The 26,922-nt window shown below is 61.7% G+C and carries 23 protein-coding genes; 14 read left to right on the top strand and 9 right to left on the bottom strand.

From position 1 onward, the window contains the following. Nucleotides 1-11: 11 nt before the first annotated feature. From PLO63_08475 to PLO63_08450, 6 genes are all read left to right on the top strand, one after another. Complete coding sequence (locus tag PLO63_08475) at nt 12-1,043, top strand: chemotaxis response regulator protein-glutamate methylesterase (protein HOI74166.1); 1,032 nt, start codon at nt 12-14, stop codon at nt 1,041-1,043. 3 nt (nt 1,044-1,046) lie between these two features. Next, on the top strand, nt 1,047-3,251 hold the full coding sequence (locus tag PLO63_08470) for a chemotaxis protein CheA (protein ID HOI74165.1): 2,205 nt from the start codon (nt 1,047-1,049) through the stop codon (nt 3,249-3,251). A gap of 9 nt (nt 3,252-3,260) precedes the next feature. Next, nucleotides 3,261-4,367, top strand: a complete 1,107-nt coding sequence (locus PLO63_08465) for a methyl-accepting chemotaxis protein (GenBank protein HOI74164.1) — start codon at nt 3,261-3,263, stop codon at nt 4,365-4,367. 7 nt (nt 4,368-4,374) lie between these two features. Next, on the top strand, nt 4,375-4,890 hold the full coding sequence (locus PLO63_08460; protein HOI74163.1) for a chemotaxis protein CheW: 516 nt from the start codon (nt 4,375-4,377) through the stop codon (nt 4,888-4,890). A gap of 625 nt (nt 4,891-5,515) precedes the next feature. Continuing rightward, on the top strand, nt 5,516-7,030 hold the full coding sequence (locus PLO63_08455) for a methyl-accepting chemotaxis protein (GenBank protein HOI74162.1): 1,515 nt from the start codon (nt 5,516-5,518) through the stop codon (nt 7,028-7,030). A gap of 27 nt (nt 7,031-7,057) precedes the next feature. Next, the gene (locus PLO63_08450) at nt 7,058-8,995 is read left to right on the top strand and encodes a methyl-accepting chemotaxis protein (GenBank protein ID HOI74161.1); all 1,938 of its coding nucleotides are present in this window, start codon (nt 7,058-7,060) and stop codon (nt 8,993-8,995) included. 163 nt (nt 8,996-9,158) lie between these two features. On the opposite strand, the gene PLO63_08445 is transcribed toward PLO63_08450, so the two are convergent. The 3 genes from PLO63_08445 to PLO63_08435 form a co-directional block, all read right to left on the bottom strand. Beyond that, the gene (locus tag PLO63_08445; protein ID HOI74160.1) at nt 9,159-10,100 is read right to left on the bottom strand and encodes a chemotaxis protein CheX; all 942 of its coding nucleotides are present in this window, start codon (nt 10,098-10,100) and stop codon (nt 9,159-9,161) included. 28 nt (nt 10,101-10,128) lie between these two features. After that, nucleotides 10,129-12,912: a PAS domain S-box protein gene (locus PLO63_08440; protein HOI74159.1), complete on the bottom strand. Its 2,784-nt coding sequence runs from the start codon at nt 12,910-12,912 to the stop codon at nt 10,129-10,131. A gap of 149 nt (nt 12,913-13,061) precedes the next feature. Next, nucleotides 13,062-13,481, bottom strand: a complete 420-nt coding sequence (locus tag PLO63_08435) for a response regulator (GenBank protein ID HOI74158.1) — start codon at nt 13,479-13,481, stop codon at nt 13,062-13,064. 617 nt (nt 13,482-14,098) lie between these two features. Here PLO63_08435 and PLO63_08430 point away from each other — a divergent pair. Next, complete coding sequence (locus PLO63_08430) at nt 14,099-14,650, top strand: gamma carbonic anhydrase family protein (protein HOI74157.1); 552 nt, start codon at nt 14,099-14,101, stop codon at nt 14,648-14,650. Here the strand turns inward: PLO63_08430 and msrB are convergent. The 3 genes from msrB to PLO63_08415 form a co-directional block, all read right to left on the bottom strand. Next, nucleotides 14,634-15,665 carry a peptide-methionine (R)-S-oxide reductase MsrB gene (msrB, locus tag PLO63_08425; protein HOI74156.1) on the bottom strand — a complete coding sequence of 344 codons (1,032 nt, stop codon included), beginning with the start codon at nt 15,663-15,665 and terminating at the stop codon, nt 14,634-14,636. The two genes, PLO63_08430 and msrB, sit on opposite strands and share 17 nt — an antisense overlap. 311 nt (nt 15,666-15,976) lie before the next feature. Next, nucleotides 15,977-16,426, bottom strand: coding sequence for a PaaI family thioesterase (locus tag PLO63_08420; protein HOI74155.1), 450 nt, complete (start codon nt 16,424-16,426; stop codon nt 15,977-15,979). Nucleotides 16,427-16,456: 30 nt separating this feature from the next. Continuing rightward, complete coding sequence (locus PLO63_08415; GenBank protein HOI74154.1) at nt 16,457-16,774, bottom strand: hypothetical protein; 318 nt, start codon at nt 16,772-16,774, stop codon at nt 16,457-16,459. Between the two features lie 825 nt (nt 16,775-17,599). On the opposite strand from PLO63_08415, the gene PLO63_08410 reads away from it, so the two are divergent. From PLO63_08410 to PLO63_08395, 4 genes are all read left to right on the top strand, one after another. Then, nucleotides 17,600-18,382: a PhzF family phenazine biosynthesis protein gene (locus PLO63_08410; protein ID HOI74153.1), complete on the top strand. Its 783-nt coding sequence runs from the start codon at nt 17,600-17,602 to the stop codon at nt 18,380-18,382. A 111-nt stretch (nt 18,383-18,493) separates the two neighbouring features. After that, complete coding sequence (locus PLO63_08405) at nt 18,494-19,150, top strand: flavodoxin family protein (protein ID HOI74152.1); 657 nt, start codon at nt 18,494-18,496, stop codon at nt 19,148-19,150. Nucleotides 19,151-19,181: 31 nt separating this feature from the next. Continuing rightward, a complete protein-coding gene (locus PLO63_08400; GenBank protein ID HOI74151.1) occupies nt 19,182-19,883 on the top strand; it encodes a type 1 glutamine amidotransferase in 702 nt (233 codons plus the stop codon). Nucleotides 19,884-20,143: 260 nt separating this feature from the next. Next, nucleotides 20,144-21,505, top strand: coding sequence for a DEAD/DEAH box helicase (locus PLO63_08395; protein HOI74150.1), 1,362 nt, complete (start codon nt 20,144-20,146; stop codon nt 21,503-21,505). Nucleotides 21,506-21,589: 84 nt separating this feature from the next. Here the strand turns inward: PLO63_08395 and PLO63_08390 are convergent, their stop codons facing one another. Together PLO63_08390 and PLO63_08385 are read right to left on the bottom strand one after the other, a co-directional pair. After that, complete coding sequence (locus tag PLO63_08390; protein HOI74149.1) at nt 21,590-21,910, bottom strand: cupin domain-containing protein; 321 nt, start codon at nt 21,908-21,910, stop codon at nt 21,590-21,592. A 123-nt stretch (nt 21,911-22,033) separates the two neighbouring features. After that, a complete protein-coding gene (locus PLO63_08385; protein HOI74148.1) occupies nt 22,034-22,453 on the bottom strand; it encodes a secondary thiamine-phosphate synthase enzyme YjbQ in 420 nt (139 codons plus the stop codon). 470 nt (nt 22,454-22,923) lie between these two features. On the opposite strand from PLO63_08385, the gene PLO63_08380 reads away from it, so the two are divergent. Genes PLO63_08380 through PLO63_08370 form a run of 3 tightly spaced genes read left to right on the top strand, consistent with a single transcriptional unit; the run spans nt 22,924 to nt 25,210 of the window. Next, nucleotides 22,924-24,207: a [FeFe] hydrogenase, group A gene (locus PLO63_08380; GenBank protein ID HOI74147.1), complete on the top strand. Its 1,284-nt coding sequence runs from the start codon at nt 22,924-22,926 to the stop codon at nt 24,205-24,207. A 15-nt stretch (nt 24,208-24,222) separates the two neighbouring features. Continuing rightward, complete coding sequence (locus PLO63_08375) at nt 24,223-24,549, top strand: iron hydrogenase small subunit (protein ID HOI74146.1); 327 nt, start codon at nt 24,223-24,225, stop codon at nt 24,547-24,549. A gap of 13 nt (nt 24,550-24,562) precedes the next feature. Next, nucleotides 24,563-25,210, top strand: coding sequence for a cytochrome b/b6 domain-containing protein (locus tag PLO63_08370; GenBank protein ID HOI74145.1), 648 nt, complete (start codon nt 24,563-24,565; stop codon nt 25,208-25,210). 171 nt (nt 25,211-25,381) lie between these two features. Here PLO63_08370 and PLO63_08365 read toward each other — a convergent pair whose 3' ends face one another. After that, nucleotides 25,382-26,920 carry a response regulator gene (locus tag PLO63_08365; GenBank protein HOI74144.1) on the bottom strand — a complete coding sequence of 513 codons (1,539 nt, stop codon included), beginning with the start codon at nt 26,918-26,920 and terminating at the stop codon, nt 25,382-25,384. Between the last annotated feature and the right edge of the window lie 2 nt (nt 26,921-26,922).

Genomic DNA, 26,922 nt, shown 5'->3' with positions numbered 1-26,922 from the left:
GGATCGCAGCCATGATCAAAGTGCTCATTGTAGACGACTCGGCCATCGTCCGGAACGTATTCACAAAGGAGCTGTCCACCTATCCGGACATCGAGGTGGTCGGCACCGCACCGGATCCCTTCGTCGCCCGGGACAAGATCGTCCAGCTCAAGCCGGACGTTCTGACCCTGGACATCGAGATGCCCCGGATGGACGGGCTGACCTTCCTGAAGAAACTGATGAAGTACTATCCCGTTCCCACCGTCATCGTCAGCTCCCTGACGCCCAAGGGCAGCGCCATGTCGCTGGAGGCCCTGGACGTCGGGGCCGTGGATGTCGTGGCCAAGCCGGGCGGCTCCTACTCCGTGGCGGATATCCGGGCCGAGCTGGTAGACAAGATCCGGGCCGCTTCCGTCGCCAACCTGTCTCGCGACCGGTCGCAGGAGAAACAGGAGACCGTCGTGGAAAGAACCACGGTCAAGCGGTCCATGACGGAGACGACCAACAAGGTGATCGCCATCGGGGCCTCCACGGGCGGCACGGAGGCCATCAAGGCGGTCCTGACGAAGCTTCCCGCGGACATGCCGGGCGTCGTGATCGTCCAGCACATGCCCGCCAATTTCACCGCGGCCTTTGCAGACCGGTTGAACGGAATCTGCCAGATGACGGTGCGCGAAGCGAAAAACAACGATCCCGTGGTGCCGGGCACGGCCCTCGTCGCGCCGGGCAATTTTCACATGATCCTCCGGCGCAGCGGCGCCCAGTACTACGTGGAGGTCAAGACGGGCCCGATGGTGCACCACCAGCGACCCGCTGTGGACATTCTCTTCAAGTCGACCGCGCGATACGCCGGCGCCAATGCCGTCGGCGTCATCCTGACAGGGATGGGGAGCGACGGCGCGGAAGGGCTCCTGGAAATGAAGAAGGCAGGGGCGAAGACCATCGCCCAGGACGAGAAGTCCTGCGTTGTTTTCGGAATGCCGAAGGAAGCCATCAAAGCCGGCGCAGCGGACCGGGTCATGTCCCTGACCTCCATCGCCGGCGAAATTATCCGAATGGTATGAGACATGGAAAAAGACAAGCTTGCAGGCAAAATCGATGAAATGGCCTCTGATTTCCTGTTCCTGGAAGGACAGGAAATCGACATCCCCACGGCGGGTAAGTTCCTCAACCACCTGGAGGGCCTTCTCCAGGAAGCGGCCTCGGAAGAATTCGCGCCGCTCCGGACGATTGCCGACGGCATGAATCTCCTCCTGGAGCGAATGGTGCTGGACTCCCTGGACGACAAGAAGGCCGGCTTTGCCGCTCTCGAGTCGGGCCTACAGCTGCTGCAGGGCATGGTCCGGGACGCGGACCTTCCTGCGCAGCCGGGACCGGATCAGACGGCGTTTCTCCGGAGCGTGACAGCCCTCACCGGAGTCACCCTGGGAGAAAGCGGAGCGGAGGAAGCGGCCGCGTCGCCGGAAACCGCCGCCCCGGAGGAAAAGCCGGAGGCCATCGTGTTTCAGGACGAGGCGCTGGTGCGCGATTTCATCATAGAATCCCTGGAATACATCGGGGAGATCGAAGTCAACATCCTGAACCTGGAGCAGAATCCGGAAGACCGCGAGTACATCAACGTCATCTTCCGGCCGTTTCATTCCATCAAGGGTGTTGCCGGCTTCCTCAATCTGAACGTCATCCGCGATCTGGCCCACAACCTGGAAAACCTTCTGGACAAGGCCCGCAACGGCGAGTTGACGGTGACCCCTCCCGTCATCGATGTCGTGCTCGACGGCTCGGACGCCTTGAAGTCCATGATCCTGCAGATCAAGGAACAGCTGGAAGGCCGGATTGAAGCGGCGGAGTTTGCCGATACGACATCCATCTACGAGCGCATCAAGGCCATTGATGAGGGCCGCGCGGAACCGGCCCAGAAGCCGGCAAAGCTGGGCGAGATCCTCAAGACCGACGGCGTCATCACGGAAAGGGGCCTGGATGCGGGTCTCAAGGCGACGCAGGCCGAACCGGGAAAGAAGCTCGGCGAGGCCCTGATCGAGGAGGGAATCGCCACTCCGAAACAGGTCACCCAGGCGCTCCGCAAGCAGGCTGAGCAGGCCGCCGATACGGCCACGATCCGGGTCGACATCCGGAAGCTCGACGACATCATCGACATGGTGGGGGAACTCGTCATCACCCATTCCATGATCCAGCAGAACATCAGCCGGACGCTCAGCGCCGACCGGGCGCTCACCCAGAACGTGGCCCAGTTCTCCAGGATCACATCGGGGCTCCAGCGGGCATCCACCAGCCTGCGCATGGTTCCCATCAAGCAGACATTCCAGCGCATGTCCCGCCTCATCCGCGATCTGGCGAAGAACAACGGGAAAAACGTCGGCATCGAGCTGGACGGGGAGGACACCGAAATCGACCGCAACATGGTCGACGAGATCTACAATCCCCTGGTTCATCTGGTGCGAAATGCCGTCGATCACGGCCTGGAAGCACCGGAAGAGCGGCTCCAGAGCGGCAAGCCGGAGCGCGGTCTCGTCCGTCTGAAGGCCTATCACCGGGGAGGGAACATCATCATTGAGATCTCCGATGACGGGCGCGGCCTGAACCGGGAAAAAATCATCAAGAAAGCCGAGAAGAACGGCCTCATCTCGGGAGGGGAGATTCTGACGGACCAGGAGGTGTTCCGGCTGATCCTCCTGCCGGGGCTGTCCACAGCGGAGAAAGTCACCGACGTCTCCGGCCGCGGTGTGGGGATGGATGTAGTCAAGCAGGCCGTGGAAAAACTCCGGGGCAAGATCGAGATCGAAAGCCGATCGGGAGCGGGAACGAGATTCGTCACGAGTTTCCCCCTGACACTGGCCATCATCGACGGAATGATCGTCCAGGTGGGGCCGGAACGGTACATTCTTCCCACAACGGCCATCCGGCAGGCGCTTCGTCCCGCCTCGGATGCCTACACGAACGCCGTCGGCAAGGGAGAGATGATCCACGCCATGGGCCGTCTCTACCCGCTGGTCCGCCTGAACGACCTGTTCTCCATCAGCGACTCCATCCAGAACCCCATGGAGGCGATCATGGTCCTCACGGAGGGCGAAGGCCGCAGCAAGTGCCTCATGGTCGACGAGATCCTTGGGAAAACAGAGGTCGTGATCAAGAGCCTGGGCGACGGGATGAAAAACCTCAGGGGGATCTCCGGCGGTGCGATCCTGGGAGACGGACAGATCGGGCTGATTCTTGATGTGGAGGGGATCTTCGAACTCAGCGAAACGAACACATAGGAGGGAACCATGAATCTGCGGCAGAGCATGTTGCTGAACAATCTCTTTTCATCCGCACTGATTCTCGGCGGGGGGACAATCGGATATGCCGGATCTGCGAATCTTCTGAAAAACTACCTCAGTCCGGGAGCTCAGGCCGCCCTTCTGATCGGGGGAACCCTCGCCGGCGTCATGCTCTGCCTGCTGGGCGGCTGGTTCACGATCCGATCCGTCAGCAACCGGTTCTCAGGCATCCTGGCGGGCCTTTACGAAAGCACACACCAGATCTCCAGCGCTTCCGTACAGGTGGCCGCCAGCAGTCAGGCCCTGGCGGAGGGGACCTCCACGGCGGCATCGGCCATCGAGGAGACGTCCGCATCCCTGGAGGAGTTGTCGTCCATGACCCATAAAACGTCGGACCACTCTACCAGCATGACCAGATCGGGGGATGTGACCTTCGGGCTCATGAAAAGCTGCCACAAGTCCCTCCGCGAAACCGACTCCTGCATGAAGCGGATCGGCGATGCGGGGGATCAGGCCGCCAAGGTGATCAAGACAAGCGACGAGATCGCCTTTCAGATCAACCTGCTGGCCCTGAATGCGGCCGTCGAGGCGGCCCGGGCCGGGGAGGCCGGCGCCGGTTTCGCCGTCGTCGCCGAAGAGGTCCGGAATCTGGCGACCCGTTCGGCGGAAGCGGCCAGGGACACGGAACGGATCATCGGCGCCATGTCCGGCCATATCCAGGAGGGGGCCTCTCTCGTGAGCAAGACCCTGGAGCAGTTCTATTCCATGGGAGACGAGGGCAAGAAGACCAACGCCCTCATCAAGGAAATCAATGCTGCCTCGGGGGAGCAGGCCCAGGGAATCGTGCAGATCAACCAGGCCATCGCGGAACTCGACAAGGTGACCCAGCAGGCCGCTTCCGGCGCGGAGGAATCGGCAAGCGCGGCGGAGGAGCTGGCCGCCCAGGCCCAGCAGATGAGCATGCACCTCGGAGAGGTTACGTCACTCTTCGGCACCAGCCTGGACACCATTGACAACCGGGCCGGGAGGCCGGCGGATCAAGGCGAGCGTTTTCCTGCAAACGCTCCGGAGCAGCTTGAGCACATTCAGACAGCAAACACACTCAGGAGGTAAAACAATTATGAGCCAGAATGAACATGAAGCAATGGAACTCATGGGAAAATCCACAGTCGAGCGCGAGGGGAAATATCTGACCTTCACGCTGCACGACGAGGAGTACGGGATCGGTATCCTCAAGGTCAAGGAGATCATCGGCATGATGCCGATCACGACGGTCCCCAAGACACCAGAGTACGTCAAGGGGGTCATCAACCTCCGGGGCAAGGTCATTCCCGTTGCGGATCTGCGGTTGAAGTTCGGAATGGACCCCATGGATTACACTGAGCGGACCTGCATCATTGTCGTGGAGATCAGCGGTGCGGGAAAGAAAATCCATATGGGCATCGTCGTGGACTCCGTTTCGGAAGTCCTGAACATCAAGGCGGGCGACATCGAAGACACCCCCAACTTCGGCAGCCGCTTCGACACGGACTATATTCTCGGAATGGCCAAGGCAGGCGGCGGGATCAAGATCCTGCTGGACATTGACGAGATTCTGAACATCGACGAGATCGCCGTTCTGGAGCGGGCGGCCTGATCCGGGGCCGGAGCGGGCAGGCGAAGCAGTCGGATAGGGTTTCACTGCTTCCTGCGTTTCGCCTGCCCGCCCTTCGGGCCGACGGCTTCTGAAGGCCGTGGGATTTCTTCCGGACAGGATTTTCCTCCACCGGCCGTTGCGACGGCGGGAAGGGTGATCCCTGTCCGGCAGCGGCCCGGCCGTCCAAGGCAACAAAGAATAAATATCATGGAGGATTGACAAGTCTTTCCATCCAGGGCGGCTCCCAAGACGGCGGGTAACCGCAGGCTGTCCCGAAAAGCAGTTACGATCATCATCGAGGAAGGGACCGGATGAATCCCGGCCCCTTATTGAAATCGCACGAGAGCGGAGGGCATCGGAATGCTGGCAGGCGTGCAGGCCCACTATTTCATCAATATCCTGATACATGCTCAGGTACATCACAACCTGGTGATCTCGGCAGTACATCCATCCCGCACCCTTTCCCCACCCGAAACTCGCGCAGTAGACCAGACAACGGAACAGCAGACCTGACGTGAACGGCTGACCCGCCGGACCTGTTGAAGGCGGCGGTCCGCAGACCCTACGGAAGGCGCGAACCCGATGATCGCTCGGGTATTTCCGTCCGATCGATAAGGAGACAACCATGTTCTCAACCCTGCGCTTGCAGACCAAGACATTGATTCTACTCGTTCTATTCGCCGTTTTCTTCACCGGTGCAATCCTGTTTACCGTCATGACGGTTCGCGAAAAAATCATCCTGACCGCCCAGGAGAAACTGAAATCGGACATGGCCTTGGGATACGCCATGTTCAACGACCGGCATCCGGGAGACTGGTCCGTCCGGGAGGGCAGGCTCTTCAAGGGAGACCTGCAGATGAACGACAACTTCACCGCCATCGACCGGATCGCAGAGATGACGAACGACGCCGTGACCGTCTTCCAGGGAGACACGCGGATCGCCACAACCGTCAAAAATGCATCCGGAGCGCGGGCCGTGGGAACGAAAGCGGCAGCCAACGTCGTCGAGACGGTCCTCCGGAAAGGCCAGCCCTACACGGGCAAGGCCAACGTCGTCGGCACCTGGTACCAGACGGCCTACGAACCGATCCGGAACGGCAGCGGCGACGTCGTGGGCATGTTCTACGTCGGCGTCCCGGATACACGCTACAACCAGGTGGTCTACGACATTGTCGTGAAGGTGGCGATCTTCGGCGCTGTCAGCCTGCTGATCGTCTTCGTCCTGGGATTCCTCGTGGTTCGCTCCATCACCGGACCGATCCAGCGCATCGCCCGGGGGCTGTCGGAAGGCGCCGACCGGGTCGCCTCCGCGTCCGGCCAGGTGGCTTCGGCAAGCCGGTCCATGGCCGAGGGAGCCGGGGAGCAGGCCGCCTCCGTCGAAGAGACGTCCGCCTCCGTCGAGGAAATGTCCTCCATGACGCGGAAGAATGCCGACAACGCCGGCCTGGCGAAAGCACACATGTCGGAGGCCCGGGTCATCGTGGAGCGGGTCAGCCGGCACATGGAGGGCATGGCGGAGGCCATCGGGGAAGTCACCCGGTCCAGCGAGGAGACCGGGAAAATCATCAAAACCATCGACGAAATCGCATTCCAGACGAATCTCCTGGCCCTCAATGCAGCCGTTGAGGCGGCCCGGGTGGGAGAAGCGGGGGCGGGCTTTGCCGTCGTGGCCGGCGAGGTCCGCAACCTGGCCACGCGTGCGGCGGAAGCGGCCCGCAACACGACCGGCCTGATCGACAACACCATCGGCGTCGTCAAGAGAAGCGGCGAGATCATGAACCAGACGCGCGAGGCCTTCGAAGAAAACATGCAGGTGGCATTCAAGATCGGAACGGTCATCGACGAAATTGCCGCCGCCTCGGAAGAGCAGGCCTCGGGCATCCAGCAGATCAACAAGGCCGTCTCCGAGATCGAGAAAGTCACGCAGCGGGCGGCAACGCATGCCGGAGAGTCCGCGGCCGTCAGCGGGGAACTGAACGCCCAGGCGGAGACGATCAAGGAACTCATGGCCGCCCTGTCGGCCCTGGTATCCGGGAAAAATGCCCTTGCGGAACGGGGCCGTCCGCACGACACGCCGGTCCCGGTTGTCGGAAACGCGCTCTTTCCGCTGCGCGAATCCGTTTCGAACCGTTTAACCTGATCAACTTCAAGCAGAAAGGAGAGGAAGATGTTGAAAAAATTTTCATTCAGGAAAGGTGGATTGCGGTCGAAACTCATGATCGGCGGCTGCCTGATGGCGCTCGTTCCGGTCGTCATCCTCGGGTCCATTGCCGTCTTCAACACCATCTCGACCATCCGGCAGGAAACCGGACAGCAGATCACGGCGGTCTCAAAGAGCACTGCGGACATGGTGGACGCGGTCCTGACATCGGAGATGGCCTCCATCGCCATGCTCGCGCATCGTGATTCGGTGATCCAGGCCATGAAGGAAGCCAATTCCGGGGGCGCAGGACCGAAGGCCGACGCCCTGCTGAAGGAGATGACCAAGCTGCATCCCATCGTGCAGGAACGCTATGAGGTTTTGATCGCCGTCGGGGCGGACGGTACGACGTTTGCGGACAGTCTGAACGGCGCCATCCGGGGCATCAAGATCAACGACAGGGACTACTTCAAGGAAGCGATCCAGGGCAAAGCAAGCTTGAATTCCGTTGTGATCTCGAAAAACAGCAAGGAGCCGGTCTGCACGGTCGCCTATCCTGTAAAGGATGAAAGCGGCAAGGTGCTCGGGATCATGGCCGGAATCATGAAGACAACCTTTCTGATGGCCAAGATCAACGAGATCAAGCTGGGGAAAACAGGCTATTCCTACATGATCAACAGGGAAGGCCTGGTCATTATTTATCCCGACAAGAAACAGATCCTCCAGTTGAACCTGGCCAAGCAGCCGGGCATGGAAGAGGTGATGAAGAGGACCGCTTCGGGAGAGACGGGCGTTCAGGAGTACACATATCAGGGTATCCGTAAGTATGCGGGATTCGCCCCGGTCAAGATCAACGGCTGGAGCGTCGTGTCGGCCGTTCCCGTCGAAGAGATGCTGCAGTCAGCCTATACGACGAGAAACATCATTTTCATCGGCGTCATCATTTTTGTGGTGCTCGCGGCCATCCTGGCCTATTTCGCCGCCGGATCGATCGCCGTTCCCGTCCAGAAGGCCGTAAGAAAACTGATGGCCAGCTCCGAAGAGATCTCCGCGGCTTCCGGCGAGGTCGCCTCGTCCAGCCAGTCCCTGGCGGAAGGAGCCTCCGAGCAGGCGGCATCCCTCGAAGAGACCTCCTCCTCCCTGGAAGAGATGTCCTCCATGACGAAGCAGAACGCCGGCAACGCTTCCCAGGCGGACGCCCTCATGAAGCAGGCCAACACCGTCGTGAGCAGGGCCAACGACTCCATGGAACACCTGACCGGCTCCATGCGGGAGATCACCGCCGCAAGCGAGGAGACCTCCAAGATCATCCGGACCATCGACGAGATCGCCTTCCAGACCAACCTCCTGGCCCTGAACGCGGCCGTGGAGGCGGCGCGGGCCGGGGAGGCCGGGGCGGGATTTGCCGTCGTGGCGGAAGAGGTCCGGAACCTGGCCATGCGGGCCGCCGAGGCCGCGAAGAACACTTCGGGCCTGATCGAGGGCACCGTCAAGAAGATCCGGGAAGGGTCCGATCTGGTGGGGAAAACAAGCGAGGCCTTCAGCGAGGTTGCCGTAAACTCCGCCAAGGTCGGGGAGCTGGTCGGGGAGATCGCCGCCGCCTCCAGCGAGCAGGCCCAGGGCATCGATCAGATCAACAAGGCCGTCACGGAGATGGACAAGGTCACCCAGCAGACCGCGGGGAACGCCGAGGAATCGGCCTCCGCCTCCGAAGAGATGAACGCCCAGGCGATGTCCATGAGAGAGGTCGTGCAGGAGCTCATGCTCGTGATCGGCGGAAGCAGCAATGGGAATCATCCCGCCGCCACGCGCGCCGTCCCGGGACAACGAACGAGGGTGCAGCTGCCGGAGCGCAAGATCATGGCGGGACAGGCATCGGCAAAGGGAAAAGGCATGGCGGCACTGCCCGTAAAACCAAGCCAGGTCATCCCCCTGGAAGAAGAAGGGGAATTCAAGGATTTCTAAAAAGACGGGCTGATCCGGGGGAGGCCCCAGGGCCTCTCCCGATCCCTTCGGCCTGTACAAAGACCGGAGCCGAACCGGAGCCTCCCGGGTTTTCGATCTGCGCCGGGAGGAGAGCGGACGGTGCGCGCACCCGGGACAACACGGTCCGCAGGAGCGCAACTTGCTACGATTTGTCCTTGGGGCCGTAGTGCTGGTAATGACGGGTGATTGTCGGATTGTCCAAATCGTCCTGGGACAGCTTGGTCAGCATCTCCAGGGCCTGCATGTCCAGCTTGAGGCGCTTGATCTTCTCGTCCAGGAAGGGCAGCTTTTTCTTGTAGGCCTTCCGCTGTTCCACCGCCATGAACGGTTTGTCCCGAAGCTCCTGGAAGATGTGGTTCCGGGCCTTGACCATTTCGGAGAGCGCTTTCTTCATGTGATCGATCCGCTCCGCTTCGGTCATCGAGGCAACACTTTTCGCCGGCGGGGCGTCCGGGGCACCCTCCGCCGCAGGGGCCGGCCGGGGCGGCTGCGAAGGCGCCGGCGGGGGAACGACCGGGGATGTCCCCGGCCCTTCGGCTCCGACAGGGGCCGCGGCCTGTTTTTGGACCTGCGTGCGGACGTTCATCACCTGGTAGCCTTCCTCCTTCTTCTCCGACTCTTCGGAGCGGCGGATGCAGACGTCCAGGACAAAGTTCCCCTGTTCCGTGGAAAAGGGGATCACGATGCTGGGGGTCTTGAGGATATGGTTGAGCTGGTGATTTTTCCCGTGAATGACCGAGGGAATGGCGGCATACACCGACAGCCCGTCCTTTTCAATGCCGCGGCGGGCAGCGCCGGATATCATGTTCGTGAGCTCCCCCACGGCGTCGAGCACGTCGTCGCTCACCTCGGAGATCGTTTCGCCGAGCATCTGGCCGGCAATGCGGCAGATGCAGGACTCGGTGAAGCTGATTGCCATGGAGCCGAGGGCATCGCCGGTGATGCCGATGATTCCGGAGACGTCCCCGTATGCCGTATCGTCCTTCTTCAGAAACGGCTTCCCCACGACGGCGTTCGTGGACGCCATGGTCGAGAGAACCTCGCGGGTTGCGTTCAGGAAGGGGTTGATGATCCTCACATCCATCGTTATGCCTCTGTTTTCTGGAGTTCCTTCACGAGTCGAGGATCTGCCTGATTTTCAGGGACAGTTCCCCCGGCTGGAAGGGCTTCTGGATGAAACCGTTGCAGCCCTTGTCCATGATTTCCTGGGCCTGATCGCCGAGGCTGAATCCGGTGGACAGGAGAATCCGCGCCTCCGGATTCATCTCCCGGATCCGGTCGAAGACTTCGCTTCCGCCCATGCCCGGCATGATCATGTCGAGAATGACCAGTCCGATCTCCTTTCCCATCCCGCGGTAGAGATCGACCCCCTCCCGTCCGCTCGCGGCCGTCAATACACGATACCCCATGAGCTCGACCAGTTCGCGGGTCACATCCATGACAATCTCTTCGTCATCCACGATCAGGATGGTCTCCTTTCCCGGAACGACACCCTCCTCCACGGGCTGCTCTTCGACCGCCGAAACCAGCCTGGCCGGGAGGTAGATGTCGAAGCGCGCCCCGGCATTGAGGCTGCTGGTGACGAAGATATATCCCTGGTGCGCCTTGACCACGCCGTAGACGGCGGCGAGGCCGAGGCCGGCCCCTTTTCCCATGAACTTCGTCGTGAAAAACGGCTCGAAGATCCTTTTGCGGGTTTTTTCGTCCATGCCCATCCCGGTGTCGGTGACGGAGAGCCGGACGTAGCGGCCGGGGATCATGGGAACCTCCATGACGTCGGAGTCGCGGATGAGACGGTTGTCCGATTCGAGGAAGAGGTTCCCTCCCCCCGGCATGGCCTGGCCGGCATTCACGTACAGGTTGAGGAGAACCTGCTCCACCTGCGCACGGTCCACCATGGCGCTCCACAGCGCGGGCTCCAGCCGCTCATGGACCACGACATCCTTGCGCGTCCGGCCGAACAGCTCGGCGGTCTTGCGGATGAGGTCGTTCAGGTTCGTCGGCTTCATTTCATACTGCCCGGCCCGTGCAAATCCGAGGATCTGGTTCGTCAGACCGGCACCGGTGGATACCTGCTCCTGGATTTTCTGCAGTTTTTTCACATGCGGATGCTCCGGAGCCAGTTCCATGAGCATCAGGGAGACCAGCCCCTGAATTCCCATGAGCAGGTTGTTGAAGTCGTGCGCAACTCCTCCGGCCAGCGTGCCGACGGCCTCCATCTTCGCCGCCTGGGCGAGCCGGGCCTCCATCTTCTTCCGTTCGGTAATATCGATAAAGCTTACCAGGGCGGCCTCTTCCCCCGCATAGGGAATCGGAACCGCCGACAGCAGGGCGGCAAAGGTCTCGCCGCCGGCGCCCCGGAAGATCCTCTCCACATTCGCGATGCTCTTGGATCGGCGAAGCTCTTCCCGGAGAGCGTCCCTCTCGGCCGGATTCTCGTAAAATTCGTGGACCGTTTTCCCCCTCACCGTCTCTTCGGAGAGTCCGAAGATCTTGGCCGCCCGGGGGTTGAAGTAGAGGATCCCGTCATCGGAAAGGCGGGAAACAACGACGGCGATGGGGATTCCGTCAAGAATCCTCCGGAGTCCCTGTTCCGATTCCTTGAGGGATTCCTCCATCAGCTTCCGGGACGTCACATCGTAGAACGTCCCAAGGCCGGCGGGTTTCCCTTCCCATTCCACGGCCACGGCGAAACAATCCACCCACCGGTCGGCTCCCGCTTTCGTCCGGATCTTGAACTCATAGTGCGACGGGGCTTCCTGGCCATGAGGACTCGAAAACCCATGCTTCCGGAGCATATCCCGGAAATCGGGATGCGCGATATGCCAGAAGGGCATGCTCAGAAGCTCCCGGGAACCGAATCCCGTGATGGCCTCCATCCCCGCATTGACGTAGCGGTAGCGATCGTCCTGGTAAATGAAGATCGCGGCGGTCGTGGCTTCCGTCAGCTTGCGGAAACGATCCTCACTGCTCCGGTAGGCGTTCTCGATCTGCTTGCGCTCCGTAATATCCCGGATGGACTCGATGGCTCCCACCGCTTCACCGCGGCTGTTGTAAATAACGCTGGCTTTCCCCCACAGGGTCCGCTTCCGGCCTTTGATGCAGGGCGCATCCGTCTCCGCGATGAGGAGGTTCTTCTCTTTCTGGATGAAGGAATACTTCTGTTCGATCTCCTCGTGGGGTGCAAACACCAGGTCGATGAGAATGGGTCTCCGCTCGTTGTAGAAAGGCAGGGCGTATTCATAGTCTCCCCGGCCGATCATGTCTTCCTGCCGGACGCCGGTCATCTCCTCGATCGCCCGATTCCAGACGATCACCTTCCCCTCGCGGTCGATGACGAGCGTGGGGTCGGGAAGAAAGGAGATGATGTCGCTCATCCGCTGCTGCGACTCCCGGAGGGAATCCTCCACCTTGATTCGCTCGCCGATGGTGGCGCTCAGGGTTTCAAGGACTCCCGAGAGCTCCAGGGACTGGTCCTGGACCCTCATTTCCAGGGCCCGGCAGGTCTGACGAACCGCCTCCTCCAGCACCCTGCGTTCGGTGATGTCCTCGTAGGTGGCCACGATCATTCTGTCCCGGAGCGATGCCCCGGTCCGGGACGTGCTGATCATGCATTCGATGTCCTTCCCATCCTTGCGCCGGCAGGGAAAGGGCTCGGAATGGGTCCGTTCGTGCTCGAGGGCCGAATAAAACCGCCGGCCCACCTCTTCGTAATCTTCCGTGCTCCGGTAAAGAAAATGTGTATCCCTGCCGACGACTTCATCGGGACTCCATCCGAAGACGCCGGCCACCGCCGGATTCGCGAACACGATCCGTCGATTTGTCAGCACCAGAACGGCATGAGGAATGGCGTTCAGAACGGATTCCAGGATGTCCCTGCTGTCTTCCGCGCTCATTCAACCCGCCTTCCAGTCCGCTTCATCATGCCCATTCGGTTCCCGCTCCGTCTCTCATTCCGGCCCGGCCATCCGTATCGGCCGTTTTGAATCCCGCAATTCCCAAAGCTGCAGAGAGACAGCGGGAAACCCGGCGCACATTGTATCCGTCAGATCTCCCGGGCATGTCCTTTTCGCCAGCGGCCCAGTTTTTCGAACGCATCTTCCACAACCCGGAACAGAAAGTCAACGGGCAGGGGTTTCGCGAAGAAGTCGTCGAATCCTGCCTCCCGGCATTCCTCCACTTCGAAGAGTCCTGTCCAGCCCGTCATGGCGTAAAGAATGCAGAGCGGCTTCTCCCGCCGGATCTTGCGGCACAGTTCAATGCCGTTCATCCCGAAGAGATTCAGATCCAGGAGCAGGAGTCCCACCTCTTCATGGGACAGGATCTCAAGGGCGTCGACGGCTCCTTCGGCCGTAAGGACCCGGTAGCCTTCGTCCGTGAGGATGTCGCGAAAGAACTCCCGCAGCGACTCCTCGTCATCCACGACCAGAAGGGTCTTCTCGACCGGTAAATCCGATTGATTCACAAAGACTTCTCCACTGTTTGTCAAGACTTCGGGGCAGCGGATGCTTTCCTCGGGGATATGGAGCACGCACCTGTCCGGACGCGGCATTCCGTCACAGGCCTCCACAGCACCCGTTCCTGAGGCCAGTGCATTCCCATGCAGAGGCCCGTCAAATCAAACACCTCCGCGGGGAATTCCCCCCGGATCGACGGGAACCCTTCTCACGGGGAAACACATGGATATCTATTCTATTTTCGTGCCGAAGCGGCCAAAACTTGAAAAAAAAGCGCCGACACGGCGCAACGCACTGATAATCAAAGATTATTCATGAACCCACCGAGGGTCTTCCGGGGAATTGCGAACACCGTGTTCCTGCCGTTCAGGGCAGGGGGAGGCCTCCTATGACACATTTTTGACATGCCGTCATAAACCGCACGAGAGGATTCCTGCCGGCATGTCTTCCGCAAGCCCCCGGAAAATCTCTTTTCAAAGTCCCCCTTCACCGGTATCCTGTCCGCCCCCGACCGGGCCCCGACCGGGGGTGGACCACAACCCGCCAGGCGGGAGCGTGCCGGGACAGGAGGGCCTTTTCTCCACCGGTTTTCCGCAAGGACATGAAGACAGGGAAAGGAAGCAACATGCCGTTATACGAGTTCGCCGGGGAAAGACCCCGGATTGGAGAAGAAACCTTTGTTCATCCCCGGGCCGTCCTGATCGGGAATGTGACCGTCGGCAGGGAGTGCTTCATTGGCCCCGGCGCGGTCATCCGGGCAGATTTTGGACCGATTACAGTCGGCAGCGGTTCCAGCGTCCAGGACAACGCCGTCCTGCACGTGACCCCCGGCGATGAAGTCAGGATCCACGACCGGGTCATCGTCGGCCATGGCGCGATCCTCCACGACGTCAAGCTGCACGAGGGATGCACCATCGGGATGGGAGCCATCCTCCTGCAGCGAGCGGTATGCGAGGAATTCTCGCTGGTGGCCGCCGGGTCGCTGGTTCCGCAGGGAATGACAATCCCCGCCAGGATGATGGCCGCGGGAAGCCCCGCCCGGATCGTCAAGGAGGTGCCGGCGGACCTGGCGGCCTTCATCGTCATGGGCGTCGACGAATACCGAAACCTGACCCGGCGGTACCTGGAGACCTTCCGGGAAGTCGCTCCGGAGCCGGAAATCAGCGGTCGCGGTTGAACAGGCGCAGATACGCGCCGTATCCCTCCCGCTCCAGGTCCTCTTTCGGGATGAAGCGGAGAGCGGCGGAGTTCATGCAGTATCTCAGCCCCGTCGGGCGCGGGCCGTCCGGGAAGACGTGCCCCAGGTGGGAATCCCCGCGCCGGCTCCGGACCTCGGTCCGGGTCATGAGAAGTCTCCGGTCCTGCTTCTCCACGATGTTGTCCTTTTCCAGGGGCTTCGTGAAGCTGGGCCAGCCCGTTCCCGAATCGAACTTGTCAAGGGAGCTGAAGAGGGGCTCCCCGGAAACGATGTCGACGTAGATTCCCTCCCTCTTGTTGTCCCAGTATTCGTTGCGGAACGGCGGCTCTGTGCCTTCGTGCTGCGTCACGTCGTACTGGAGAGGGGTCAGGCGTGCTCTGAGCGCTGCGGCGTCAGGTTTCGACGGAGCGCCGCTCCCCGCTCCCGGCGTGATCGGGCATTGGGGTTTCTTCTCCTCATCCCGCCAGGATCGCTCCAGAAATGAATCCCGTCCCGATCCGCTCCGGTAAAGCCGGTATCGGAGCGGACTTTTCCGATGGTAATCCTGATGATATTCTTCCGCCTCCCAGAAACGGCCGGCGGGGAGGATCTCCGTCATGAGCGGCCGCGAGAAGCGACCCGACTTCTCCAGGGCCGCCTTTGACTCCTCCGCCTGCATCCGCTGCTCCTCGTCGTGGTAAAAAACGGCGCTCCGGTACTGGCTTCCCCGATCGACGAACTGACCGCCGGCGTCGGTGGGATCGATGTGCCGCCAGAACACGTCCAGAAGCTTCGTATAGGAGACTTTCGCCGGATCGAAACGGATCTGCACAGCCTCCAGGTGGCCCGTTTTCCCTGCGGATACGTCCTCATAACGCGGATTATCCGTCCGTCCCCCCGTGTAGCCGGAGACGACCGCAATGACACCGGGGATCTTTTCAAAATCCGCTTCCACGCACCAGAAGCATCCACCGGCAAAGGTCGCCAGGCGGACGCCGTCTTTCGAACCGGACATGGCCCCTCCCACCTCCTTTGAATTTCCAGCCTGTCCGCAACCGGACAGGAGAACCGTTAGAATCACGGCGACGCTCATCGCCAGGCGTACGTTCATGACCTGCCATCTCCCTTCCCGGCATCAGCCGTGAAAAAAAAGGTAGGGCGCTTTCGTCCGATGTCAACCGGACGATCCCGTACAACCACGTTCATGGGATCGGGAATCAGGGAGAAAGGATGGATGCGCCGGTGGGGCCGTCCCGGCCTGCGGGATTCCCCACCCGCCGGAAAGGCTCTCCCCGACGGGAATCCCGGGTGCGGCAATGGCCCCTCTCAGAAGCGGTCCAGGACCTCGGTGACCTTCTCCGGACGGCGATGGGCGAGACCCTGGACCACCGCCAGGAGCTCTCCCGTGTCATCGGTGACATGGACCGTGTAGGAAGCGAGGGTCCGGCTCGAGGAGATTTCCCAGGCCTCGGCGGTCAGGCACCGCCCCCTGGGTGATTTGAGAAACGTCACGGACGCATTGACTGCCACGGCGACACGCCCCCTGGAGTTGGCAGCGGCGGCAAAGGCCAGGTCGGCCAGCGTATAGATCACGCCGCCGTGAACGATGCCGATGCCGTTGAGGTGTTCGTCGCGGATCGAAAGAACGGCCTTGGCCCGGCCGTCGAAGACTTCGATGAGATCAATCCCCACGAAGTTGCAGAAAACATCCCTCCTGAAAAAACGTTTCAGGCTCTCCTCGGATACAGGCGGCTCGGGGACGGCATGTTTCGTCATGATCGTCGGTCTCCATTCCGGACTCCTTCTTCAGGCTCCATCGGCCGGAAATCGCTCGTCCAGCCGCCCGGGAATCTCCAGCAGGTCCGCCCCGGCCGGGGTCAGCATGAAGAAATCGGGCCGGCGGTGTCCCGTTGTTGTGGAGCCGGTGCATTGTATCAGCCCGGAATCGTTCAAGTAATACAGATCAAAGAGATTCGCCCTCCCCGCTTCCGTATGCCAGTCGAAAACCTCCGGATCGCAATAAGCAAATTCAGGGTAACAGGCATAGGCATCCCGGAGAATCTTCCGGCGGTTCCGGCTGATTTCCGGATAGGAACGTTCGGGCAGGGGGGGCAAGGAATTCACAGCTTCGCTCCCTGATGATGAGGCTTGCGCAAAAGCTCTCTTACGGCCGTCATACCTCATTTTTGGGGTACAGGCAACGGGCGGGCGGGAAATCGCGAAAACCTGAATATGGATCTTCCATAAACGTTCGGGAGTTCTGAGAAAGGAGTGGCGACCCCGGGCTTGCACAACCCGGGGTCGCTGAGAGGAAGGTAACTTCTGTGGATGCGTTAGACTTCCGCTGTCTCGATCCGAGAGGCACCCTACGCGATGAGCACAAGGGGTCCAATCGGGTTCAGGCCTTTTTTGCGTTCGGTATGCGTCCGAAAGCCATATCGGTGTTTGTCCTATCACACCTACCTTTTCGTCAGGGTACAAACACACTTTTATCGAAATGCCGTCCCGTACCGGGAAGCAAGAAGAAAAACGGACAGGCCGTTCCAGCGGCTTGACGACGGGGCCGCGGCATTGTAACGTCCCGTTTCAAACCGGATCATTCCCATCCGGTGTCTCGCCGGGCCGAAAGGAAGCATCCGGCCCGTTTCCGAGGCCGCCCTCCGTACCATAATAACGGCCTCATAAAAGTATGCAGGCGAGGCGCGGACGGAGCGAGGAGGGAAGCGTACCCTGGGGTACGCCGCACTGACGAGAACCGCGACGCAACGAAGCATCCGACCCATTTCCGAGGCCGCCCTCCGTACCTTCAAAGGCCTCGCAAATGGGGCGCAGGCGAGGCGCGTACGGAGCGAGGAGGGAGGCGTACCCTGGGGTACGCCGCACTGACGAGAACCGCGACGCAACGAAGCATCCGACCCATTTCCGAGGCCGCCACACAGGAGGAAAGACATGCATCTCCCCCTCTACCAGATCGACGCCTTCACCAACCGCCTCTTCGCAGGCAATCCGGCGGCGGTCTGCCCGCTGGATGAATGGCCCGCGGACGCCGTCCTCCAGTCCATCGCCGCCGAAAACAATCTCTCCGAGACGGCTTTTTTCAGCGGCCGGGACGGCGAGTACCGCCTGCGGTGGTTCACCCCCGCCGCGGAAATCGACCTGTGCGGCCATGCAACGCTTGCCTCGGCATACGTCATTTTCCGCTATCTCGAGCCCGCCCTGGGCCGCGCGGAGTTCCAGACCAGAAGCGGAATCCTCACGGTGGAAAAACAGGGAGACCTCCTGGCCATGGACTTCCCCGCCCGGCCGGCGGATCCCTGTCCCCTGCCGGAGGCGCTGACGGCGGGCCTGGGCATTTCGCCCCTGGCGGTCTTCCGTTCCCGGGACTACATGGCGATCCTGGACAGCGAGGAGACGGTCCGGGGACTCCGGCCCCGGATGGAGGAACTGGTCAAGCTCGACTGTACGGGAATCATCGCGACAGCGCCGGGAAGAGAGTCCGATTTTGTCTCCCGCTTCTTCGCCCCCCGGGTGGGCGTGCCGGAAGATCCCGTCACAGGATCCTCCCACTGCACCCTGATTCCCTACTGGTCGGAGCGGCTGGGAAAGAAGGATCTGCATTCCATCCAGGTCTCTCCCCGGGGCGGAGAGCTCTTCTGCGCCCACCTGGGCGACCGCGTCCGGATCGCAGGCCGGGCCGTGACATACCTCGAAGGAATCATACACACCGATTGACGGGATGGGGGTCGTGTTCCACCGCGGCCGACCGTCACGGAAGCGGACGGTCCCGTTCAGGAAGGCCGACAAAGAGACGATCGCGGCCGGCAAGGAGGGAAACAGGCATTCATGGAAACAATCAGGGTTCTCGGCATTCACTCCAGTCCCATAAAGAACGGGAATACCGCCTCGCTGACGGAGTACGCCCTCCAGGCCGCGGCGGCGGAGCCGGATGTGGCAACGGAAATGATCGCCCTGGCGGGTCTCGCCATCGGCGACTGCAACCACTGCAACTGGTGCATGCGCAAGCAGACGCCGGAGAAGCTCTGCAGCATCGAGGACGACGCTTCGGACATCCTGCAGAAGATCCGGGAATGCGACGTCCTCGTCCTGGCGACCCCTGTCTATTTCACCCGCCTCTCCGGCCGGATGGCCTGTCTCGTCGACCGGACGAGATGCTTTACCTTCGGCCGCCAGGGCCACACGGCCCTTCGGGACAAGGTCGGTGTGGCCATCGCAGTTGGCTGGCTCCGGAACTTCGGTGTCGAGTCCACCCTCCAGAGCCTCCACAACGCCTTTCTTCTTCATGAAATGTGGACACCGGCGGTCCACCACGCGGGGGTTGCCTGCGGGATCGGGGCCGTGGCAGGCAAATTGAACGACGACGGCACTTTCTCCGACAGGAAACGGGCCGTCATGGACGATGCCTGGGCCCTGTCGGCGACGGAGCAGGTCATGAAGAAAGCCGTGCATACTGCCCGGAGGCTCAAGGAGCGGAAGGCTTGATGCCACGGGCTTTCAAGAAACGGACTGGGCCATGGATACCATGAGAATTCATTATCTGCAGCACGTTCCCTTTGAAGGCCCTGCGGTCATCCAGGCCTGGGCGGAGTCCAGCGGCCATCAGCTCACGGCGACCCGCTTGTTCGAGGACGGCGGGCTCCCGCAGATGAACGATTTCGACCGGCTGGTGGTTATGGGCGGCCCCATGAACATCTACGAAGAGGATCATTATCCCTGGCTGGCCCGGGAGAAGCGCTTTATCGGCGAGGCCATCGCGGCGGGGAAGACCATGATCGGCATCTGCCTCGGCGCACAACTCATCGCCGATGTTCTCGGCGCCAGGGTCCGCAGGAACCCGTACAAGGAGATCGGCTGGTACCCCATCGAGTGGACGGAGCCGGCCCGGCGGTCCGACGTCTTCGGATCTCTGCCGGAACGGCTCGTCGCTTTCCACTGGCATGGCGACACCTTTGACATTCCACCGGGAGCCGCTCACCTGGCCCGCAGCGAGGCCTGCGAGAACCAGGCGTTCCTTTACGGCGGACGCGTCCTGGGGCTCCAGTTCCACCTGGAATCGACACTGGAGAGCGTTCGGCTCCTCGTGGAGAACTGCCGGGATGAACTCGTCCCGGCCCCCTGGATCCAGAATGAAGCCGAGATTCTGTCGCCTGGCACACATCGGTTCTGCGGGATCAACGAGGCGGTGTTCGGGATTCTCGACCGTCTGCCGGCCTGAATCGGCGCGTACCGGCGGAAGTTGGCGGCCCCGGACACAAGCGTGCTTTCCGAGTCGGGATCCCGCCTTTTCCATCCGCCTGAAGGCCTCTCCGGGAGACCGGAACGATAATAATCCTTGCATTGAAGCCGGATCGGGGATACAAGCCGCCGCAATCCATGCGAACCATACGGTTCGTAAATCAACCACGCAAAGGAATTTGCAGAGCTTCATCGAGCTGAGAGTGCCCCTTGGCTCAACGGAGTCAAGGAGAACCATTCGTGCATTTTGAAGAGTTTCAGCTCGAGCCCCACATCTTTGCCGGCATTCGGAAGGCCGGCTACAAAACCCCCACCCCCATCCAGGAACAAGCCATCCCTGTCGTCCTTGAAGGACGCGACGTGATGGGCCTTGCCCAGACCGGCACGGGAAAATCGGCGGCCTTTGTGCTGCCCATCCTGCAGCGACTGGCCAGGGGGCCTGCCAAGCGCATCCGCGCCCTGATCCTCGCCCCCACCCGCGAACTGGCCGAACAGATCCACCAGACCATCGCGGACCTGGGCCGCTATACCCCCATTCGCAGCGTCGCCGTCTACGGCGGCGTGGGAAAGGGAGGACAGGTCGCGGCCATCAGGCGGGGCGCGGCGATCATCGTCGCCTGCCCCGGCCGCCTGCTGGACCACATGGGAGACGGAAACATCGATCTTTCCCGGGTCGAGACACTGGTTCTGGACGAGGCCGACCGCATGTGCGACATGGGCTTCCTGCCGGACATCCGCCGGATCCTCCAGAAACTGCCGGCGAAGCGGCAGACCCTGTTCTTCTCCGCCACCATGCCGAAGGACATCCGCTCCCTGGCGGACAGCATCCTGACCAACCCCGCCACGATCCAGATCGGTGCCACCGTGCCCGTCGAGACGGTCTCCCATGCCCTCTACCCGGCGGCGGACGGCCTCAAGACGAAGCTCCTCACGACCGTGCTCAAGGAAACGGCGACGGGCCGTGTCCTGGTCTTTACCCGGACGAAGCACCGGGCCCGCAGCCTGGCGGCACACCTGGAGAAGAGTTCGTTCCGCGTCTCGGCCCTCCAGGGAAACATGACACAGAACAGGCGCCAGAGTGCCATCAACGGCTTCCGGAACGGGACGTTCGACATCCTCGTCGCAACGGACATCGCCGCCCGCGGCATCGACGTCTCGGACATCTCCCATGTCATCAATTACGACATGCCCGACACGGTCGATGCCTACACGCACCGCATCGGCCGTACGGGACGCGCCAGCAGAACCGGCGAGGCCTTCACCTTTGCTTCGAAGGGGGATGAGGGGATGGTGCGGGAAATCGAGAGAGTCCTCGGCGCCCGGATCGAGCGGAGGCGCCTGCCCGATTTCGATTACAGCGGAACCATGGAGGAGGGCCACGCCCGGCAGGCAAAAGAGAGGAAGCAGAGCCCGCGACCGGCATCGCCCCGCCCCCTCGCCCGATCCGGCAAGGAACCGATCCGCCGGTCTCTCCCGGCGACAACGGGGTCTGCGGGCTCGCAGCAGCAGGGCGGCGCCGCGGCCGGCCCGGCGGGTTCCAGTTCATCCGGCCATCACCGTTCACCGCGGCCCCTGCGTTTCTCCACCCGGGGCAAGCGCTGACGGCGGCCCGTCGAAGGGCAGATCGACATCTCATCTCACAAGCGGCCCGCCGGCCAACCCGGCGGGCCGATCGTTTTTCGACGCCTATTTGTAGTCTTCCCGGACAGGGGAAAAGACGTCGATGACCCGGCAGTCCGTCTGCGATTTGGCGGAATGCGGCACGTGCGGCGGGATCACGGCAACATGGCCCGCCTCGAGGACCTTCGTCTCGCCGCCGACGGTCATCGTGAAGGTGCCCTCCAGGATCGTCGTGATCTGCTCATGCGGATGGGAATGGTCCGGCAGGGACGAGCCGGCCTTGACGTCCCAGTAGGAAATCGTCATGGCACCGGCATGGATCATCCGGGCCGTGAAGCCGGGCAGCATCGGTTTGATCGCCAGCTCCGAAATCTCGAAAAAAGGCATGAGGTCTCTCCTTTCGGCTTGGGTCAGACGGGATCTGCCCGCCTTCCCCGCTTTTTCATCCTTCCAGTCCTGGTCGGCGGGAGCCCGTATTTCTCCACGAGATCCGCACCCGGACCCGCTTTTTCACACCCCGGACACCTGGACGACCACCCTGCGCCGCCGCGGCCGGTTGTCGAAATCCATCAGGACGATCTGCTGCCATGTCCCCAGGATGAGCTGCCCAGCGGAAACGGGAACGGTGAGGGACGGCCCCAGCAGCGCGGCCCGGACGTGGGAATAGCCGTTCCCGTCGCCCCAGCGGGCGTCGTGGCGATAGGGGATGCCCCGCGGCGCGATCCGTTCAACGGCCTCCGCAAGGTCCCGGACGACTCCCCGCTCATACTCGATGGTGGTCAGGGCGGCGGTGGACCCCGGGACGAACAGGAGGACCTGGCCTTCCCGGATCTCCGATTTCTCCAGGACTCCGGCTGTCTCCAGGGTGATATCGATCACGTCGGTGTCAGCCGATGTGGCGAAACCCAATTCGTCCCGATGGATCTTCATGTCCGATCTCTCCTCCCGAGTATCATCCTGAATTCACGCATACTCCCTACCATGCGGAACGGCTCTTCCACAAGGTAGCCCTTCCCCCAAATCATGCCCGTTTCCGGTTTACCAAACAGATCAATCCTACTTTCGTCGTCTCCTCAAGATGGCTCAGTTCCTGTGTATCCATATGCCATGGCCCCGTAAACCCCGTCATATATAGATTCTCTGAACAGAGGAGCAGGATAATCAGACGGATGCAGATCACGCTTGACATTATGCAAAACATGACATAAGGCACGAGTCGAGCATTCGTGGCACGCGTGATATTGATCTCTTTCATGACTGCATGGACGAACCGGATGTTCAAACAACCGGCAGGCCTCGCGGGCCACCTGTTTCATTCCGTTTGAAGGGTACAGGAGGCGGGCAGGCCGGGTTTGGACCCGTCCGATCCGTTCGAGACGACCACAGGGAGGTTTGGGACATTGAACCAGGAGACAAAAACCTATCGGAAGGGGGAGATTCCCGGCGTCATCGCCATCAACGCCCGGGAATGCAAGGGATGCGATGCCTGCAAACGCTTCTGTCCCACGGGAGCCATCACCGGCCTGTTCGGCGCAACACACCGCGTCGAAGTGGATCTCTGCATCAGCTGCGGCCAGTGCCTGGTCAATTGCCCGTTCGGGGCACCGTATGAAACGGTGGACCCGGTGGACGAGGTAGCGGCGAAACTGGCGGACAAGCGCACGACCGTCGTCGGAATCATCGCCCCGGCGGTCCGCGTGGCCATCGGCGAACCCTTCGGCATGCCCGTCGGCAGCCTCGTGACGGGCAAAATGTACAGCGCCATGAAAAAAGCCGGGTTCGTGATCCTGGACAACAACTTCGCCGCGGACCTGACGATCATGGAGGAAGGGACGGAGTTCATCCAGAGGGCCCGCCACGCCCTCTTCGGGGAAAAGGCTGAGCACGGGGGCGAGATCGGCCCGCTGCCGCAGTTCACGTCCTGCTGCCCGGCCTGGGTGCGGTTCGTGGAAACGAACTACCCCGCCATGATCCCCAACCTGTCCTCGGCGAAGTCGCCCCAGCAGATGGCCGGCGCCGTGGCGAAGACCTACGGGGCCGCGCAGGTCTTCAAGGTGGCCCCGGAGTCCGTCTACACCGTCGGCATCATGCCCTGCACGGCCAAGAAGTTCGAAGCCTCGCGCCCGGAGTTCCAGTCGGCCTGGCATTTCATGAAGGAGAAGGGCGCCACGGCAGCGTCCAAACCCTATCCGGACATCGACGCCGTCCTGACGACCCGGGATCTGGCGCGGCTCCTGAAGAAAATGAAGATCAACCTGGCCGCGGAAAATGAAGTCGAAGGGGGCACGCTCTTCGCGGAATACACCGGCGCCGGGACCATCTTCGGCAACACGGGGGGAGTCATGGAGGCAGCCCTCAGGACGGCCTGGGTCGTCCTGACGGGAACCCCCCTCGCCAGGATCGAGTTCCAGGCCGTCCGCGGCCTGAAGGGAGTCAAGAGCGCCGCCGTTACCCTCCGGGACCGGAAATACGGCAAGGAAGTGACCGTGAAGGTCGCCGTCGTGCACGACATCCGGGCGAACATCCGGCCCCTCCTGGAGGATGTCATGGCCGGCCGGTCTCCCTATCATTTCGTCGAGGTCATGAATTGCCCCGGCGGATGTGTCAACGGGGGCGGGCAGCCCGTCTGCGATACCGGTTCGTCCTGGATCGGCCGCGTCCTGCCATCGTTTGCCTGGTCCTGAGGAAAGGAGAAGAACATGAGCAAGAACGATCCGAACCATGAATTCATCGAAAGCCCTTTCATCCTGTCCCGAAGGGAATTCATCGCCATCGGCGGCATCATCGTCGCCCTCCTGGCCCTGCCGGCCGTCTGGGTCCGGTCCGCCCTGATCAACCGCAACCAACACATCCAGGCCCGGACCAGGGGGCTCTACAAGGACGACGTCACGTCGAAGATCCGCCTGAGCCACGAGAACCCGGCCGTCATGAAGCTGTACAGGGATTTTGCGGGAAAGCCCCTGAGCCCCGTATCGGAGGAACTCCTGCACACGAAGTACGTCAACCGAACCAAGGCACTTGCCTGAAAGGAGCATGGGCATGTCCGAATCATCCTTCATCCTGAAACACCCCCTCAGGGTCCGCGTATTTCACTACATTCTCGCCGCGAGCTTCCTGACGCTGGCAGTGACGGGCGTCATGCTCTACTTCAAGCTCCTGGCCGAGCCGGCTATGAATACGGCCATGCAGGTTCACGTCCTGGCGGGAATCGTCCTGACCCTGGACGCCCTGGCCTTCTTCTTCCTGGCCTTCGACCGAGTCGTCCTGTTCACGAAGCGAACCTTCACCTTTTCCGGCAACGATATCAAATGGTTCGCCGTCCTCGGCGGTTATCCCCAGAAAATCCTCCTGCATCGAAAAGTGACCGTTCCCCCCATGGGGAAATACAACGCCGGCCAGAAGCTGTTCGGCATCTGCGTCCTGGTGGGCGGAACACTTCTCATTCTTTCGGGATGGGTACTCTGGACGATTCCCCACGCCGTGGGCCACGGCGCGGCATCCTGGGCCGGCTCAATCCATGTCGTCGCCAGCTGGGTCCTGATCCTCTTCCTCTTCGTCCACCTGTTCCTGGGCATCTACATGTGGGACGATTTCAAGGCGATGTTCGGCGACGGCCGGATCCCCTATGAGGATGCGGCGGAGAAGGCCCCCCTGTGGGTGAAGAACGACCTCCGGCGACTGTGCTGACCCCTCGTCGCATTCCGCCGTCTGATCCACAAGGGCAGGCGGCCCTCGCAGAATCCATTTCCCGGCGCCCCGGGAAACGAATCGGCCAATCATAAAGAAAAAGGCCGGGGGCTTCTTACCGCCTCCGGCCTTTAAAGATCCTCCTGACCATCACACGGGAGTCGTGAACGCTTAATAGGTCTCCTGCAACCGGTAACCCCGTTCCCGGAACAGCCGGATACAGGCATCGACGACGTCCGCATCGAACCGGATCCCCCTGGATTCCAGAATCTCCGCCAGGGCCGCCTCGACACCGAGGGCCGGCCGGTAGGGCCGGTGGGACGCCATCGATTCCACAGTGTCCGCGACAGCCAGGATCCTGGACGAAAGAAGGATCTCCCCTCCTTTCAAACCCCGGGGGTAGCCCGATCCGTCCATGCGCTCGTGGTGCTCCAGGACGGTCCGGCTGATTTCCCAGGGGAACGGGATCTCCCGCAGAATCCGGACCGCCGTCTCCGGGTGCTCCCGAATCATCAGCATCTCCATGTCATTCAGTCTCGCCGGCTTACTGAGGATCTCCGCCGGAATGGACATCTTCCCCACGTCGTGAACCATCCCGGCCATGAGGAGTCCTTCCATCTCTTCCGCATCCAGGCCCATCTCCCCGGCGATGGCCGCAGCGAGATCGGCAACCCGCTGCTGGTGCCCCGCCGTGTAAGGATCCCGCTGCTCCACGACCCTCACCAGCACCTGGATCACCCCGCGCAGCGCCTGCTCTAGCCTCTCCATTCCCTCGCGGATCTTTTCCTCCGCCCTTTTCCGGTCCGTGATGTCGATGACCCGTCCTTCGTAGGAAAGCATCCCTCCCTCATCGTCCCGGACGACGCGCGCCGTCAGCGAGACCCAGAAGGGGGCTCCGTCCTTCCGCCTGTGCCGCACCTCCACGTCCCGGACCATCCCGCGCTCTTCCAGCTCCACCCGGATGCGGTCCCGGTCTTCCAGCATGCAGTAGACCTGACGGTCCGTGGCAAGAACCCCGTCGACCATCTCCCGGGGCGTTTCATAGCCATACATCCTGGCAAAGGAAGGATTGACGAAGAGGAACCGGCCCTCCCGCGTGCATCGGTAGATCCCCTCCACCGCATTGGTGAACATATCCCGGTACCGGGCTTCGCTGACCCTCAGGTTCCCTTCGACCAGCCTGCGCTCCCGGATTTCCCCCTCCAGCGAGCGATTCGCCTCCTCCAGGCGGATCATCTTCGCCTCCAGTTTCCGGACGAGCACCTCGTTGTATTCCTTCAGGTAATCCGACTCCGGCAGGAGGGCTTCCCCCTCCGCGGCGGAGGGCTGCGATCCGCTTTCCTTCTTCTCCAGAAAGGAGGCGATCTCCTTGAGCAGCCTTTCCGGATCCAGCGGTTTCACCAGGAAGCGGTCCGCCCCGAGGCCGAGGGCAAAGGCCTCATCCTTCGGGTCCGTGTACGTCGCGGTATAGAAAAGGAACGGGATCTTCTTCAACCCTTCATCCCGCCTCCACTCCCGGCAGAGGGTAAAGCCGTCCATGACGGGCATCAGGATGTCCGTAATCAGGATGTCCGGCGGATTGCGCCGGGCTTTCTCCAGGGCCTCCAGGCCGTTCGCAGCGGTCTCCACCTCGTATCCGCTCCCCTTCAGCAGCGCTTCAAGCAGATAGAGATTCTGCTCCTGGTCGTCCACAATCAGGCATCGGTTCATGG

The organism is Syntrophales bacterium, assembly GCA_035363115.1.
Lineage (GTDB): Bacteria > Desulfobacterota > Syntrophia > Syntrophales > PHBD01 > PHBD01.
This window is presented reverse-complemented; position numbering and strand designations above follow the sequence as displayed.